Origin of the sequence: Desulfogranum mediterraneum DSM 13871, assembly GCF_000429965.1 — a bacterium.
GTDB classification, from domain to species: Bacteria; Desulfobacterota; Desulfobulbia; order Desulfobulbales; family Desulfobulbaceae; genus Desulfogranum; species Desulfogranum mediterraneum.
The window spans coordinates 78,096-93,518 of the sequence record NZ_KE387004.1 but is presented as its reverse complement, the minus strand read 5'-3'; the positions used below and the strand labels follow the sequence as shown (position 1 = coordinate 93,518).

At 57.2% G+C, this 15,423-nt stretch carries 13 protein-coding genes and 2 tRNA genes; 11 read left to right on the top strand and 4 right to left on the bottom strand.

Annotated features, from left to right (window positions below):
* Positions 1–10 precede the first annotated feature (10 nt).
* From grdA to G494_RS0115235, 4 genes are all read right to left on the bottom strand, one after another.
* The gene (gene grdA / locus G494_RS27735) at positions 11–466 is read right to left on the bottom strand and encodes a glycine/sarcosine/betaine reductase complex selenoprotein A (protein WP_232362573.1); all 456 of its coding nucleotides are present in this window, start codon (positions 464–466) and stop codon (positions 11–13) included.
* Between the two features lie 74 nt (positions 467–540).
* Positions 541–2,049, bottom strand: a complete 1,509-nt coding sequence (gene grdC / locus G494_RS23810; RefSeq protein WP_035247060.1) for a glycine/sarcosine/betaine reductase complex component C subunit beta — start codon at positions 2,047–2,049, stop codon at positions 541–543.
* Positions 2,050–2,467: 418 nt separating this feature from the next.
* Positions 2,468–2,554 (bottom strand) — tRNA-Leu (locus G494_RS0115240).
* A 286-nt stretch (positions 2,555–2,840) separates the two neighbouring features.
* Positions 2,841–2,927: transfer RNA gene (locus G494_RS0115235), tRNA-Leu, on the bottom strand.
* A gap of 442 nt (positions 2,928–3,369) precedes the next feature.
* Here G494_RS0115235 and G494_RS0115230 point away from each other — a divergent pair.
* From G494_RS0115230 to aprA, 11 genes are all read left to right on the top strand, one after another.
* The gene (locus tag G494_RS0115230; protein WP_028585213.1) at positions 3,370–4,326 is read left to right on the top strand and encodes a bifunctional riboflavin kinase/FAD synthetase; all 957 of its coding nucleotides are present in this window, start codon (positions 3,370–3,372) and stop codon (positions 4,324–4,326) included.
* Between the two features lie 253 nt (positions 4,327–4,579).
* A complete protein-coding gene (locus G494_RS0115225) occupies positions 4,580–5,212 on the top strand; it encodes a tetratricopeptide repeat protein (protein ID WP_028585212.1) in 633 nt (210 codons plus the stop codon).
* 5 nt (positions 5,213–5,217) lie between these two features.
* Positions 5,218–6,366: a DVU0298 family protein gene (locus G494_RS0115220; protein ID WP_028585211.1), complete on the top strand. Its 1,149-nt coding sequence runs from the start codon at positions 5,218–5,220 to the stop codon at positions 6,364–6,366.
* A complete protein-coding gene (locus G494_RS23805) occupies positions 6,356–6,979 on the top strand; it encodes a tetratricopeptide repeat protein (protein ID WP_051305743.1) in 624 nt (207 codons plus the stop codon). The genes G494_RS0115220 and G494_RS23805 overlap by 11 nt, the downstream gene beginning before the upstream one ends.
* Entirely contained in the window at positions 6,980–7,633 is a 654-nt protein-coding gene (locus tag G494_RS0115210) for a riboflavin synthase (RefSeq protein ID WP_028585210.1), read from the top strand.
* Between the two features lie 76 nt (positions 7,634–7,709).
* Positions 7,710–8,954, top strand: coding sequence for a bifunctional 3,4-dihydroxy-2-butanone-4-phosphate synthase/GTP cyclohydrolase II (locus tag G494_RS0115205; RefSeq protein WP_028585209.1), 1,245 nt, complete (start codon positions 7,710–7,712; stop codon positions 8,952–8,954).
* Between the two features lie 43 nt (positions 8,955–8,997).
* Entirely contained in the window at positions 8,998–9,465 is a 468-nt protein-coding gene (gene ribH, locus G494_RS0115200) for a 6,7-dimethyl-8-ribityllumazine synthase (protein ID WP_028585208.1), read from the top strand.
* 121 nt (positions 9,466–9,586) lie between these two features.
* Positions 9,587–10,015, top strand: a complete 429-nt coding sequence (nusB, locus tag G494_RS0115195; RefSeq protein WP_028585207.1) for a transcription antitermination factor NusB — start codon at positions 9,587–9,589, stop codon at positions 10,013–10,015.
* A gap of 274 nt (positions 10,016–10,289) precedes the next feature.
* A complete protein-coding gene (locus tag G494_RS0115190) occupies positions 10,290–12,449 on the top strand; it encodes a DNA translocase FtsK (RefSeq protein ID WP_035246929.1) in 2,160 nt (719 codons plus the stop codon).
* A gap of 451 nt (positions 12,450–12,900) precedes the next feature.
* A complete protein-coding gene (gene aprB / locus G494_RS0115185) occupies positions 12,901–13,326 on the top strand; it encodes an adenylyl-sulfate reductase subunit beta (protein ID WP_028585205.1) in 426 nt (141 codons plus the stop codon).
* Between the two features lie 66 nt (positions 13,327–13,392).
* Positions 13,393–15,408 (top strand): adenylyl-sulfate reductase subunit alpha, encoded by a 2,016-nt coding sequence (gene aprA / locus G494_RS0115180; RefSeq protein WP_028585204.1) that lies wholly within the window; start codon positions 13,393–13,395, stop codon positions 15,406–15,408.
* Positions 15,409–15,423 lie beyond the last annotated feature (15 nt).

Genomic DNA, 15,423 nt, shown 5'->3' with positions numbered 1-15,423 from the left:
AACGGCCCGGTTACTCATGACGGGCCTGCTTCAGGATCTGGCAGATCTTTTCCCAAATCTCATCCTCGATCTCGAGTTCGTGCATGCCCATCTGTTCTTCCCAGACATGAGCCGGTATATGGTCCTTGAGTTCAAGGATATGATAACTCTTCAGCCCAAGGGCCACACCGGCCAGGGGACCGGCATAGCTGGGGTCGCCATCGTGAAAGGTGCGGGCCATGATCTCCACGGTGGCGGGCTGATTCAGGCCAAAAACCACGATCATATCCCGAGTGCCGTACTGTTCCACCAGTTTTTTTACCTCTTCCTGTTCTGCAAGACCTGCAGCGCCTGCCGAAGTTCAGACGAAACAGGCGGTATTCTCGTAGACGACTTCAGCTCCAGCCGCCTTGAGGCAGGCACTGGTGGCTGTGGCGCTGATCTCGTCCCGCTCGCCGAACACGATGGTTTTTTTTCCTGTTAACATGGGGTTCCCTCGTTTGTTCTTTGCTGGTTATGGGGGGATGGTGCACTGCCTTGGGCAGCAGAGCTGCGCTGTATTTAGAGCTGCCGGTTGCTCTGTTTCTCCAGGGGGCCGAGCTGCGGATTACGCTCGATAATAAATGATACCCCGTCAAAGAGGTCGGTACATCTGTTGAGGAAGATACTTGCCTTGGCCAGAAACATCGCCCGCTGGATCCGTTCCCCGCGGATGGCCTCGGTCGCATGGCCCAGATAGGGAACCGCAGAGGGGATGTGGCCCTGGGTGGGCGCAAAGCCGGGCATGCCGATGGTCTGGATCCAGCTGTTCATCTCTTTTTTTTCAAGGGCCTGGGAGAGCACGGCCATTGCGGCAATCTTGCGGTAATTTTTTTTGGCGACATCTCCTGATCCTGAACGTTCCATGATCTCGGGATTCTGGAGCTCGGGGGCAAATTTGTCGATATCCGTGAAATCGAGGCCCAGTCTGCTCAGGGGCTCCAGCAGATAGGAGCGATACACCGATTCCTCGGAGCCGCTTGCGCCAATGGGAACCTTGCCCACTGCCCCTGGTTCAAGCCGGATAATGGGACTGAGCCCGTCATCGGCTGTGACCAGAAAGGCCAGAGAGGCAAGGCAGTCGTCCAGGATGGGCATCTGCTCTGCGAGAAAGGCCTGAAACTTCATCCCGAGTTTGGCCAGAGAGCCACCGCCTACCACGACGATGCGCTCATGGAGGCCGGACTGCACCATGGCGCCTGCCAGGATCAGTGCTGAGGCAGGGGCGGCGCAAAAATTTTTGATATCAAGACCAGAGGCCTGGTTACAGCCGCACATCTGGCCAATGGCCTTGGCCATGCCCCCTCCCCCCCGCTGATAGCGGTCACCACAGGCCTCTTCCCCACAGCTGATCACAAAATCGACCTGGTTGGCGCTGATATCTTCCCGGTGCAGCAACCACTTGAGGGCCAGGGCGGCGGAGGCCTTGGTGGAGAGATTCTCCAGGAGATGGTGAGCGGCCAGATTTTCGTCATCCACTCCTTCGGCTCGTTGGTCCCGGTGAAACCAGCCGTAGCGCTCTTGCCGGTGGTATATCGGCAGAGAGGTGGGGTGTGGGGTGGACAAAGGTGAGTGTGCAGGCTGGGGGGGCGGTGGAGACGGGCTGGTATCGGCACCAAAGAGCGGATGGCTTGCCAAGCGCTGCTCCAATCGTACCCTGTACAGCTCGTCTGGCTGAAAGAGCGGCGGCTTGAGGACATCGGCGACGTTGAGGAGGGCAAGGAAGAGCTCCTGGTCTGCGATCTCCCCAAATCTGCCGATTCCCTCTGGTTCACCTCCTCCAGGGCCGCCCCTGGATTGAAACCAGGGACGCGGGATCTTTGCCAACTCTTCCGGAGTAAGGTTTCCCACAAAGGTCTGATTGGGGGGATAGCAGACCGCCTCCGGGTACGAGCGGAGAGATCGGCTGATTTTTTCCTCAAGGCCCTGGTCGCGGGCAATGTCCCGTCGCGGTTTAGAGCCGTAACGAACCAGGTCCGGGACCTGGGCTAAACAGTAGGAGAAATTTTTAATGACCGGATGTGTTCCCATGGGTTTTCCTCCCCTCTTGATCATAGTAAATTTTCCACGATTATCGGGGAGGATGTCAATGGAAAACCTTACGAGTCTGCTGATGAGCAGCCCTGTCAGGGCGGAGCGGGCCGGAAGAGGGCCCCAGGGATAAGCTGGTGGTCAGTTGAAGATGTGTCCGGGATGTTGAGTTCGGGGTGAGGTCGGCTGTGGGGGAGCCGGAGGACAGGGCATGGCTCGATCTTGCGGTGACAGGCTGGAGTGGTGCAGCTCTTTCCGGTCGACCACGGCGGGCCAGGTGCAGTCTTGACCTGTGGGCGCGGTGGCAGGGGATCTTGGGGGAGAGCCCGGTGCCGATGATGAAGATCGGCTGAAGATCGGGTGAGAAGGGCCAACGAAAAAGGGCTGTAATCGTATCGATTACAGCCCTTGTCGTTTCTGGTGCCGAAGGGGAGAGTCGAACTCCCACGAGCGTACGCCCACTAGACCCTGAACCTAGCGCGTCTACCAATTCCGCCACTTCGGCAATGCGAGGGCCAATATGCACCAAGACGCGCTCTGTGTCAAGTGTTGATGCAGTGAATAACGAAAAGTTTGCAGGTTCAAGCCTTCATAGGAAAAAAAGCCGTAGGCTGGTTATGAGCGAGTGGCTGCAGCGGCGGGCTCTGCCGGGAGCAGTCAGAGAGGAAGAGCCGCCGGGAAGGGGCCGGCGAGGGGGGCAGCAAGAGGTCGGCAAAGGGTAGGCAAGAGGCCGAAGAGAAGAACCAACGAAAAAGGGCTGTAATCGTATCGATTACAGCCCTTGTCGTTTCTGGTGCCGAAGGGGAGAGTCGAACTCCCACGAGCGTACGCCCACTAGACCCTGAACCTAGCGCGTCTACCAATTCCGCCACTTCGGCAATGCGAGGGCCAATATGCACCAAGACGCGTTTTGTGTCAAGTGTTCTTTGTCGGGCAGAGTGCTTTTTTTGGGGGAGGCAGCAGTGATGCCGGCTGGAGAGTGAACGGGGTACGTGGTTGATCCCTCTGGATCTTGCTCCTGAGAGTAATCCAGGTCAAGGCGCCTCCACCCCTTGGGCGGGTTCCCCGGAGCCGGGAAGAGACGCTGGCCACATGAACCAATTGCGTGTTTGGCTGATATGGGGTACAACAGCCTATTTTTTCTCTGTGTCGCATTTTTCAAGCGGAGCCGAAAAAGAGTTGCCCAGAGTATTGCAACCGGGGTGAAGGGATCTTACTGTATACACAGTTTGTCTTCCTGGCCGGAATAAAACACCTGTCAGCAGAAGAGCCCAGCCCCCTTCTTTGATGAGCCCCTTCATGACTGTGAAGGTGGAGTCTATGGACATTTACAGCGACCTCAACGAAATCCGATCCCCATTCCCCGCCGCCCATGTGACCATCGGCAACTTTGACGGGGTCCACCTGGGCCATAAGATGCTGTTTGACACCGTGGTGCGACGCGCCCGGGAGCAGGGCGGCACCAGTGTTGCCGTCACCTTTGATCCCCACCCCCTCAAGGTGCTCAGTCCCGGGGGGATCCGTTTGATCTCCACCACGCCCCAAAAGATTGAGCTGATTGCCCAGGCCGGTCTGGACGCGCTGGTGGTCATTCCCTTTACCCCGGCAGTGGCAGCGACCCCAGCCCTGGATTTTGTCAACCAGGTCCTGGTGGACCGGATCGGGATGAAGGATCTGGTGGTGGGTTATGACTATGCCCTGGGCAAGGGACGCCAGGGAAATATTGATTTTCTCAAAGAGCAGGGTGATGCCAGGGGGTTTCCAGTGACGGTGGTTGAGGCGCAGTTTATCGAGGGTGAGATCGTCTCCAGTACCAGGATTCGGGAGTTGGTCATGGCCGGGAGGATGCGGGATGTGCGTAAGCTCCTGGGGCGTTTTTATCAGATTCGCGGCATCGTCGAGCCCGGGCAGCAACGGGGGCGGACCTTGGGGTTTCCCACGGCCAACCTCTGTATCTCAGAGGAGGACCTCTGTCCCAAGACCGGGGTCTATGTCACCCAGGTCAGCTATGACGGCAAACAGTATGGCGGGGTCTCCAATATCGGCTATAATCCGACCTTCGGGATGCAGAAACTGGTCGCTGAAACCCATATTTTCGACTTTAATGCCGATATCTATGGCCGGCCACTGAAGATCGATCTGCTCAGGCACCTCCGGACAGAGATTGCCTTTGACGGTCCCGAGGCCCTGGTGCGTCAGATCGGCAAAGATATAGCCGTGGCCCACAAGGTCTTGGCCAAGGCCCGGAAGAAGAAACTGATTGCCCATCAGCGTTGAGCGGCCCGGGCCGCTCCCTGGACCGCCCACTGAGGGCGGGCTCGGGTACTGTTTATCCCCCCAAGAGTCCATCGGCCCGGGCAGGGCAGAGGCAGAGAAGCAGCCGGTCGGAAAAATATTGGCCTGGATCTGCTTGCTTCCTTGGGGTTTATGCCTATAATATTTGCTGTTTTGTTGGAGTTCCACACTATAGAGAAGACGAATCGATCTTGGTTGAAGAGATTATATAAACTGGATAACAAAGGGTTTTTTTATGTCTGATGAGCAGAAAACCACTGATCTGCCTACGGTGATCAGCGACTTGGAAAAGGTAGTAAAGGAAAAGCCGGATAACGTCGTGGCCAGGCATCACCTGGGGTTGGTCTACCGGCAGGCCGGTCGGGTCGAAGAGGCGATCACCCAGCTGGAAAAAGCCATTGAGCTGGATGACCAGTCCATGGAGAGCATGATCAACCTGGGGGCGATTCATTTTGATCTGGGGGATACCGAGAAGGCGCTCAAACTCAACGAGCAGGCCCTGGCGATCTCGCCCAAGATGGCCGAGGCCCATGTCAATATCGGCCTGATCCGTCAGCACCAGAATCGGGTGGCCGATGCCATCGAGAGCTATTCCACGGCCATCCAGATTGATCCCAAGCTGCTCACCGCCTGGATCAATCTCACCTCTGCCTACACCATGAATGAAGAGGATGCCAAGGCCGTGGAGGCAGCCCGTGAGGCCGTCACCCTGGAGCCTGATTCCGCTATGGCCCGTAATAACCTGGCCGTGGCCCTCTACTTTAAAGGCGATTTCGCCGAATCCAAGCAGAACCTGGAAAAGGCCAAAGAGCTCGGCTACTCTGTTGATCCGCGTTTCATCGATGCCTTGAACGAAAAGTTGGGTTAAGCGCCATGGCCAGTAAAGCTGAAGCCACCTTGAAACCGTGGTGCCCCTTCTGCGGCATGGACATCGGTCGACCCAGCGATGCCATGGTGCGGAAGATGACCGAGTTTCCCATGGGGCGGTGTGAGTGTGGCGCGGTCTATGTAGCCGACGCCACCGGTCACAACGTCGGGGCAGCCATGGTGGAGTGTCTGGTCAACGCCTGTCACGATGAGTGGGATCTTGCCTGGGAACTCCTCCCAGAGGAAGACTACCTCACCGGACGGCTGGAAGACTATGATGACGTCACCCACCAGGTCATCCCCAAGCGAAACCTGGATGGCCGTGCCGTGCGGGGGGTGCTCTTCTTTGTCCGTCTCCACAAGGGGATGGCCGAGATCGTAGAGCGGTATCAGAACAATCAACAGCAACGGGTTCCCTCCGAGGGAGCTGCAGCCCAGGGAGGCGCAGCAGGCCCTGAGATTGAGCCTGAGCGTGATCCCAAACGGGAGAAGAAACGGGCCAGCAAGAAACTGGTCAAGGAGCTGGTGCTCCAGGATGACCTGGATGCGCTGGTAGATCTCTGCTTTGATGATAAACGCACCCTCCGCTTCCTCCAGCGCCTGCTCTATGAGCCTGAGACGGCCATGCGTTACCGGGTGGCCTGGACCACCGGCCTGGTCTGTGCCCGGATCTCCACCCGTGAGCCTGCGCCGGTGGCTGATCTGCTCCACCGGCTCTTTGAGTCCTGTTCCGATTCGGCATCCACCTCCTGGGGCATGGTCGAGGCCATTGGTGCCATCATCGCCTGCAGGCCAGATATCTACGGCGCCTTTACCCGTCACCTCTACAACTATTTAGACGATCCCGCCACCTGTGCCGCCGTACTCTGGGGCATGGGGGAGATAGCCGTTACCCGGCCGGATCTTATCAGGAAAACACCTTTTTATTCACTCTTTGACCTGCTCAGCCACGAACAGGCAGAGGTTCGGGCCCTGGTAGCCCGGATGCTCGGTCGGATCAGGGCCAGCGAGGCCGGCTTTCAGCTGCTTCCGCTGCAACAGGATGAGAACAGGGTGACCATCTTTGATCAGGGCTCACCCCTGGAAACCACGGTTGGTGCAGTGGCGCAAAGAGCGATAGAAGAAATTCATAAGGGAGAACAAGATGGTCAGTGATACCATTCAGCCCATGCAGTCCATTCAGCCCATGCAATCCTCCGAGCCGATGTGTGAGGGGCAAAACCTCGGGGACCCTAATGATCCCGCCAAGATGGATTACATGGCAGGGCGCAAGCATTTCACCGCAGGGGACTATACCCAGGCGATTATCAACTTTCATAACGCCCTCCTGGGCTTTGAGGAAAAGAATGATCGCCAGGGCATTGCCAATGCCTCGGACCGCCTGGGTGATACCTGCGTGGCCAGGGAAGAGTATTCCATGGCGATCAGCCACTACCAGCGGGCGGCCAGCATCTGTGAGGAAGAGGATGATACCTTTTCCGTGGTCGGCCTGAACAAGAAGATTGCCACCAGCTACCGTAAGATGGGCGAGTTGGATAAGGCCCTGGAAATGATGATGGATCTGGTCGACCACTACCGGGTGGTGAATAATCCCAGGGGTGTGGTGGAGGTGCTGGAGGCCATTGGAGAGGTCTACCAGGAGAGCGGTGCCCTTGAGAAGGCCGCAGACAGCTTCCGAACCGTTTCCAGTATCCATGCCAACTTCAAGCACGATCGTCTGGCCCAAGAGTTTGCCCGACGCGCCGAGGAGCTGGAAAAAGGGGCCTAAATGTTTACCGGCATAATTCAAGGATTAGGGACGGTGGTGGAGAAACGTGCCGCCGGCGGGGGCATGGTCTTTGGGCTGGAGTCTGACTTTGCCATCAGCGATCCCAAAGAGGGAGAGTCCATCGCCACCAACGGCGTTTGTCTTACCGCCCGCAACTTTTCAGGTAATCGTTTTCTGGTGGATGTCTCGCCGGAGAGCCTCTCCCGTACCGGTCTGGGCCGGCTTAAGCTGGGTTCCAGGGTGAACCTGGAGCGCGCCCTGCGGCTCAGTGACCGCCTGGGCGGGCACATCGTCTCCGGCCATGTCGACGGCCTGGGCATGGTGGAGGAACGTCGGGAAAGCGGAGATTTTACCCTGTTTCACTTTTCCTTGGACCCGAGTTTAATAAAATATGTTATTGAGAAGGGGTCCATAACCATCAACGGCATCAGTCTCACCGTTAACAGCTGCCAGGAGAACCGGTTCGCTGTTTCCATTATTCCCCATACCCTGGCGGTCACCACCCTGGGGGAGCTGAAGCAGGGGGATCGGGTGAATATCGAGGTGGATATCATCGGCAAGTATGTGGAAAAGCTGCTTGGCGGTCATGGCGGGCCCAGGGAGGCGAGCAGTAAGATCAGCCCCTCCTTTCTCGCCGAACATGGATTTTTATAAACAAGCGGTGGCCCCAGCGGTCATTATCTGATGAGTAACAGGGAAGCTCAGGTTGATTCCCGAAAGAGGGTGTGAGATGGCTGTCAGTTCAATAGAAGAAGTAGTAGAGGATATCAAAGCCGGAAAAATGGTGATCCTGGTTGATGATGAAGACCGGGAGAATGAAGGTGACCTGTGTATGGCCGCAGAGGCGGTCACTCCCGAGGCCATCAACTTCATGGCCACCCATGGCCGGGGGCTGATCTGTCTGGCGATGAGCCCGGAGATCATCGAGCAGCTCGGCCTGCCCATGATGGTCCCCAACAACCAGTCCCCCTATGGTACCGGCTTCACCATCAGTATCGAAGCCCGGACCGGGGTGAGCACCGGCATCTCAGCGGCCGACCGGGCCCGAACCATTGAGGCGGCGGTGGACCCCAATGCGGCGCCCCGGGATATCATCAGCCCTGGCCATATCTTCCCCCTGCGCGCCCGTGAAGGCGGGGTGCTGGTGCGGACGGGTCAGACCGAGGGATCGGTTGACCTGGCCCGGATTGCCGGGATGCGCAACGCCGGGATCATCTGTGAGATCATGAATGAAGACGGGACCATGGCCCGGATGCCCGATCTGGAGATCTTTGCCCGGGAGCATGGGATCAAGATTGCCACCATCGCCGACCTGGTCGCCTATCGGCTGCGCAAGGACCGGCTGGTTGAGCGTGCCGCAGAGGCGCGTCTCCCCACCACCCATGCCGGTCAGTTTCGGGTGATCGCCTATACCAACCAGGTCGACGGTTTTGAGCATGTGGCCCTGGTCATGGGGGATGTGGATACCGAAGAGCCGGTCATGGTCCGGGTTCATTCCGAGTGCCTTACCGGTGATGTCTTCGGCTCTGCCCGCTGCGATTGTGGCCCCCAGCTCCATGCGGCCATGCGCATGGTCGAACAGGAGGGGCGCGGAGTGGTGCTCTATATGCGCCAGGAGGGCCGGGGGATCGGCTTGGTCAACAAGCTCAAGGCCTATGAACTCCAGGACTGTGACGGCCTGGACACGGTCGAGGCCAACACCAGGCTGGGATTCAAACCTGACCTGCGTGACTATGGGGTCGGTGCCCAGATCCTCCGCGATCTCGGGATCCGCCAGATGCGGCTTTTGACCAACAATCCCAAGAAGATTATCGGCCTGGAAGGCTACGGCCTGAAGGTGAGCGACCGTCTGCCCATCGAGATCCCGGGAGAGAAGGACAATCAGCGCTATTTGCGGACAAAACGCGATAAGATGGGCCACATTCTTGAGTTGTATGGAGAGCTGCCCATCGGTTATGTCTCCAATGAGCCCTGAATTCAACGATATATCCATTATTGCAAAGAGATAGGAAAGAGTTATGGCAAATTATTTTGAGGGAAACCTCCAGGGAACCGGGCGCAAGATCGGCATTGTGGTGGCACGGTTCAACTCATTTATCTGCGAAAAACTGCTGGAAGGGGCTCTGGACAGCCTGGTGCGTTCCGGGGTCAACAGCGATGACGTCGACGTGGCCCGGGTACCCGGCGCCTTTGAGATTCCGCTGGCAACCCAGAGGATGGCCAAGTCCGGCAGGTATGATGCCGTGATCTGCATCGGTGCGGTCATCCGTGGGGCGACCCCCCACTTTGACTTTGTTGCCGGCGAGGTGGCCAAGGGCTCGGCCCAGGTGATGCTGGATACCGGGGTGCCCATCCTCTTCGGGGTCCTGACCACCGAGACCATTGAACAGGCCATCGAACGGGCCGGAACCAAGGCCGGAAACAAGGGCTCGGATGTTGCCGTGGCAGCGCTGGAGATGGTCAACCTGCTCGAGCAGGTAGGCTGAGCCGCTCTTCCCGGGCGGCCCATGCCCTCCCGGCGGAGCAAGAGGGCGCAACAGCAGTGGGGCAGGGAGAAGATCTCTGCCCCACTGCTTTTTTATTCAACCATACAGGTATAAGCGAACAATGGGATTACGGCGTAAATCACGGGAATTGGCCCTCCAGTTTCTCTTTAGTCACGACTTTCAGGAACGCTCCTGTGACCAGGAACCGGTCGCCCGGGAGTTGGAGGTCTTCTGTCAGACCTTTGATGCCGGCAAGAAGGCCCTCGCCTATGGAGAGGAGCTGGTCTTCGGGCTCTGTGAGCATCGAGAGGCGATAGATGCGCTCCTGGCCGAGCACTCTCACAACTGGCGGGTGGAGCGGATGTCCCTGGTGGATCGCAACGTGCTCAGGATCGCGGTCTATGAGATGCAGTACCGCGACGATGTGCCTGTTCAGGTGGCCATCAATGAGGCCCTGGAGATAGCCAAGCGCTACTCTGTGCGGGAATCGGTTTCCTTTATCAACGGTATCCTCGATTCGGTTCAGGCCGGCCTCTCAACTCGGGGATGAGCGCTTCCGCCATCCCTCTTCAAACCCTTTCTCCATTTTCTCCTGCCCCTCTCTTTCCTGCGTAAAATCACCGGCTCTGCCGGCAGTGCCCACTGCCGGCTGCCTGGGGTCCCTTTGATTTTTACTGATAAATAGTGTAGATGAACCAGCAGAGGCCCCCTGGCCACTGCTGGTCTCAGCTGTCGCCTGTTGGGGGGAGGAACCATCGAAGCCCGCTTGCTTCGGTGCCATCGGACGGCTTGGACGTCCTAAGAAAAAAGGGGATCAGGAAGGAATGGCGCGTCGTACAAACAAAGAACCTTGGCTGCTCAAGGAAACCGTAACCCTGCTGGTACTCTTTCTGGCGGTCTTTCTCCTGCTCTGTCTGCTCAGCTACCTCCTGCCTCTCTATCAGGGGGGCGCAACCCTGCAGGAACCTGCGGCCAACTGGTGCGGCGCATTTGGCTTCTTTGTTGCGCACTACCTCATATCCCTGATCGGTCTTGCCGCCTTTTTTCCGGTGGTGATTCTGATCTATGTGGGCTGGGCCTTTTTCCAGGGCCGGGCCGATATCCAGCGTCTGCCCTTTATCGTTGCCGGCATCACCGGTATCCTCTTCTCCTCTGCAGGGCTTCTGGGGCAACAGAGCACCAGCATGGTGGCAGGGCAGTACATCCTCCCCGGAGGTTACATCGGTGCCTTCCTCTGGACCGTGTTGAACACCGTTCTGGGCAAGATCGGTTCCACCCTGGTCCTGACCATGGTGCTGGTCCTGGCCATGATGGCGGCGGTACGTTTTTCGCTGTTGGCCACCATGGGCTGGAGCTGGCAATGGTTGCTGAGGGGGGTGGTTCTGCTTGGGCGTCTGCCTAAACCGGGTCCGGTGATCAAGGGGGCTGGTGCCGAGCCAGGCCTGAAAAAGGCTCCACCCCAGGCCCTGGAACCCGAGCCAAAACCGGTGCTGCCGCCACCGGCAGTGCATGAGCCGGTGGTCTGGGAGGCACCTGAGCAGGAGGTCGAGGAGCAGTTCAGTCCAAAACCATTGAAACGTGGGGTCTATCGTCTGCCCAACCTGAACCTCTTGGATCAATCCACCCAGGATGAGGTCAAGGTCAGCCGGGAACACTATCTGGAAACCAGCAAGATCCTGGCTGCCAAACTCGAAGACTTTGGAGTGGAGGGCGGGGTGGTCGGGATTTCACCGGGTCCGGTGGTCACCACCTACGAGTATACCCCGGCCCCTGGGGTGAAGATCAATAAGATCGTCTCCCTGGCCGATGACCTGGCCATGGTGCTCAAGGTGGATCGGGTCAGGGTGGTGGGCTCCATCCCGGGGAAGGCGGCCATCGGCATCGAGATTCCCAACCCGGTGCGTAAGATGGTCTTTCTCAGGGACATCCTCCTCTCCAGGGAGTACCGGGAGTCGGCCTCCATGCTCAGCCTGGCCCTGGGCTTTGACGTCATCGGCCGGCCCATCATCGCCGATCTGGCCCGGATGCCCCACCTGCTCATTGCCGGCGCCACCGGCGCCGGGAAGTCGGTGGCCATTAACGCCTTTATCGCCTCCATCCTCTTCAAGGCCGCCCCCGAAGACGTCCGCCTCCTGATGATCGATCCCAAGCGGATCGAGCTCTCGGTCTATGATGATATCCCCCATCTGCTCCATCCGGTGGTGGTGGAGGCCAAGGTGGCCTCCAGGGCCCTGATCTGGGCGGTACGGGAGATGGAACGCAGGTACCGCCTGCTCGAAGAGCTACGGGTCAAGTCCTTTACCTCCTACAACCAGGTGGCTGAAGAGAAGTTGCCCTTTATCGTCATCATCGTCGATGAGCTGGCAGACCTGATGATGGTCGCCTCCAAGGATGTCGAGACCTCCATCGCCCGGCTGGCCCAGATGGCCAGAGCCGCGGGGATGCATATTGTCCTGGCAACCCAGCGGCCCTCGGTGGATGTGCTCACCGGCCTGATCAAGGCCAACTTCCCGACCAGGATCTCCTTCAAGGTATCTTCCAAGGTGGATTCCCGTACGGTCCTGGACGGCTCAGGGGCCGAGCATCTCCTCGGCATGGGGGACATGCTCTTTCTGCCGCCGGGGGCGGCCAAACTGCAACGAATCCATGGCGCCTTTATCTCCGAGCAGGAGACCGAACGGATCATCAGTTTCCTCAAGGAGCAGGGGCCTGCGGAGTATGATGAGTCGGTGCTCCAGGGGGTGGAAGAAGAACCGGAAGAGGGAGGCGATGGGGTGGCTGAGCATGATGAGAAGTATGATGAGGCCGTGGCCGTGGTCACAGAGACCGGCCAGGCTTCCATCTCCATGGTCCAGCGTCGCCTGCGGGTCGGCTATAACCGGGCCGCCAGGATGATCGAGACCATGGAACGGGAGGGGGTCGTCGGTCCGGCAGACGGATCACGCCCCAGGGAGGTCTTGGTTCGGGGGGGCTACGAGGGCTGATTGGAGGGTGCTCTTCCGCGACCGGCCCAGCTCTGGAGAAGGCCAACTTTATGGCCGACAGGGAGTGTGGTCAGCACCGGGCTAGATTTTTTTTTGGGCACGGTTTTCAAGGGAGGAAAGGCAAAATATAGCCTTCTGGAGCCTATATACATTCTCCTGATGGTTTTTATAAGTTTTCCTGGACAGCCTTGTTTTGTCGATTTTTCTTGACAATGACCAGGCAACAAATTAAAAGTTGATCTCACCATAATGAGTGGCTGTTCATTTTTTACTCAGAGAGATTACGTCTTTATAGTGAAGTAAAATTAACATGTTGCTGGTTGCGGGTTGCGGTGAAAAATAGATGATCGTCAAGTAGTACCAATCTGTTTTTCTTCGAAATATCAAGCTAGAGGTTATTGGTACCCACAACGGGCGCCATAAAGGAAAAATCAAGTGAGGAGGTAGTTTAATGCCAAGTTACGTAGATCCTTCAAAGTGTGATGGCTGCAAGGGCGGCGACAAGACTGCCTGCATGTACATCTGTCCTAACGACCTGATGGTTCTCAATATTGAGGAGATGAAGGCGTACAATCAGGAGCCCGATGCATGCTGGGAGTGTTACTCTTGTGTTAAGATTTGTCCGCAGGGCGCGATCTTTGTCCGTGGTTACGATGACTTCGTACCGCTGGGAGGCCAGGTTCATCCTATGCGGTCTTCTGACTCCATCATGTGGACTGTAAAATTCCGTAATGGCAATATCAAGCGCTTCAAGTTCCCCATCCGGACAACTGCTGAGGGTGCTGCCAACGAATATCCCGGCGAGACAGGTGCAAACCTCGATGACGAGTGTCTGCTGCTCGAGAGCGATCTGCCTACACCTACCAAACTGGCTTAAGTTCAGGCTTGGTATTAGGGATTAACTAATTATTCTATTCTAGATTAAATATTGGGAGATAGGAATATGGCATTACCAAATAAGCCGCAGGGCGAGCTCGCTGCTGTAGTAGATCCGGAAATCGTAGAACACAGCTGTGACGTGCTGATCGTTGGTGGCGGTATGGCTGCCTGTGGTACCGCTTTTGAAATCGGCAAATGGGCCCCCGAAGGACTGAAGATCATCCTCGTCGATAAGGCCTCCCTGGAGCGCTCCGGTGCTGTTGCTCAGGGTCTGTCCGCAATCAACACCTACATCGGTGAGAACGCCATCGAAGATTACGTCAAGATGGTACGTAATGACCTGATGGGCGTTGTTCGTGAGGACCTCATCTACGACCTCGGTCGTCACGTTGATGAGTCTGTTAAGCTGTTCGAAGAGTGGGGCCTGCCCGTTTGGAAGAAGAACGCCGAAGGCGAGAACCTCGATGGTGCCAAGCCTGCCCCGACCCTGCGTGAAGGTGGAACCCCTGTACGTACCGGTAAATGGCAGATCATGATCAACGGTGAGTCCTACAAGTGTATCGTTGCTGAGCCTGCCAAGAAGGCCCTGGGCGAAGACAACATCCACGAGCGTGTCTTCATCGTTAAGATGCTGCTGGACAAAAACAAAGAGAACACCATCGCCGGTGCTGTAGGTTTCTCTACCCGTGAAAACAAAGTTCACGTCTACACCTGTAAAACCGCAATGGTAGCCTGTGGTGGCGCTGTTAACATCTTCCGTCCCCGCTCCACCGGTGAAGGTAAAGGTCGTGCCTGGTACCCCGTATGGAACGCCGGCTCCACCTACACCATGTGTGCTCAGGTTGGTGCCACCCTGACCATGATGGAAAACCGTTTCACCCCTGCCCGTTTCAAAGATGGTTACGGTCCGGTTGGTGCTTGGTTCCTGCTGTTCAAGGCTAAGGTACAGAACGGCCTGGGTGAGTTCTACGCCAACACCGATGCAGTCAAGGACGAACTCGAGAAGTTCATGCCTTATGGTGCCTCCGCAGTTACTCCTACCTGTCTGCGTAACCACCTGATGATCAACGAGCTCAAAGAAGGTCGCGGCCCGATCTACATGGCCACCGACGTTGCTCTGAACGCCTTCCTTGATGATCAGCGCGCTGCTGGTAAAGACGAGAAAGCGGTTAAGAAGTTCTGGAAACACCTCGAGTCCGAGGCCTGGGAAGACTTCCTGGATATGTCCGTTGGCCAGGCCGGCCTCTGGGCTGGTATGAACGTTGAGCCTGAGAAGGTAGGCTCTGAGATCATGCCGACCGAACCCTACATGCTCGGATCTCACTCCGGTTGTTGTGGTATCTGGACCTCTGGTCCGGAAGAAGATTGGGTACCGACTGTAGATGGTCCCCGTTCTCACCAGTACAAGTGGGGCTACAACCGTATGACCACCGTTAACGGTCTGTTCACCGCTGGTGATGGTGTTGGCGCTTCCGGTCATAAGTTCTCCTCCGGATCCCATGCAGAGGGTCGTATCTGTGCCAAGCAGATGGTCAAGTACTGTCGCGACAACGCTGACTTCGCTCCGGAGATCGCCCAGACTCCTCAGGAGCTGGCTGACGAGATCTACGCACCGGTTAAGCTCTATCATGAGCACCAGGGTGCTTCCACCGCAGAAAACGTTAACCCCAATTACGTTAAGCCTGCCGGTATGATGATGCGTCTGATGAAGGCCACCGATGAGTATGGTGGTGGTGTTGCTACCTACTACATGACCTCCGGTAAACTGCTCAACATCTGCCTGGATCTCCTCGAGATGCTGCGTGAAGATGCTGCCAAGATGGCTGCCGGCGACCTGCATGAACTGATGCGCGCCTGGGAAAACTATCACCGCATCTGGTGTGTAGAGACCCACATCCGTCACATTGAGTTCCGTAAGGAATCCCGTTACCCAGGATTCTACTACCGCTCTGACTTCCCAACCTGTGATGACGAGAACTGGAAGGCTTTCGTTAACTCCACTTACGATCCTAAGAGCCAGGAGTGGAAGTGTGAGAAGGTTGAGTGCATCAACATCATCGAGACCGATCCCTGGATCTAGTTCCAAGTCTGTCTT

What these genes read in the sequence shown, in the direction of transcription:
- nusB (WP_028585207.1), top strand. Translation starts at nt 9,587, where the DNA reads ATGGGATTACGGCGTAAATCACGGGAATTGGCCCTCCAGTTTCTCTTT.
- aprB (WP_028585205.1), top strand. Translation starts at nt 12,901, where the DNA reads ATGCCAAGTTACGTAGATCCTTCAAAGTGTGATGGCTGCAAGGGCGGC.
- grdC (WP_035247060.1), bottom strand. Translation starts at nt 2,049, where the DNA reads ATGGGAACACATCCGGTCATTAAAAATTTCTCCTACTGTTTAGCCCAG.
- G494_RS23805 (WP_051305743.1), top strand. Translation starts at nt 6,356, where the DNA reads ATGGTCAGTGATACCATTCAGCCCATGCAGTCCATTCAGCCCATGCAA.
- G494_RS0115225 (WP_028585212.1), top strand. Translation starts at nt 4,580, where the DNA reads ATGTCTGATGAGCAGAAAACCACTGATCTGCCTACGGTGATCAGCGAC.
- G494_RS0115205 (WP_028585209.1), top strand. Translation starts at nt 7,710, where the DNA reads ATGGCTGTCAGTTCAATAGAAGAAGTAGTAGAGGATATCAAAGCCGGA.
- G494_RS0115220 (WP_028585211.1), top strand. Translation starts at nt 5,218, where the DNA reads ATGGCCAGTAAAGCTGAAGCCACCTTGAAACCGTGGTGCCCCTTCTGC.
- G494_RS0115230 (WP_028585213.1), top strand. Translation starts at nt 3,370, where the DNA reads ATGGACATTTACAGCGACCTCAACGAAATCCGATCCCCATTCCCCGCC.
- G494_RS0115190 (WP_035246929.1), top strand. Translation starts at nt 10,290, where the DNA reads ATGGCGCGTCGTACAAACAAAGAACCTTGGCTGCTCAAGGAAACCGTA.
- ribH (WP_028585208.1), top strand. Translation starts at nt 8,998, where the DNA reads ATGGCAAATTATTTTGAGGGAAACCTCCAGGGAACCGGGCGCAAGATC.
- G494_RS0115210 (WP_028585210.1), top strand. Translation starts at nt 6,980, where the DNA reads ATGTTTACCGGCATAATTCAAGGATTAGGGACGGTGGTGGAGAAACGT.
- aprA (WP_028585204.1), top strand. Translation starts at nt 13,393, where the DNA reads ATGGCATTACCAAATAAGCCGCAGGGCGAGCTCGCTGCTGTAGTAGAT.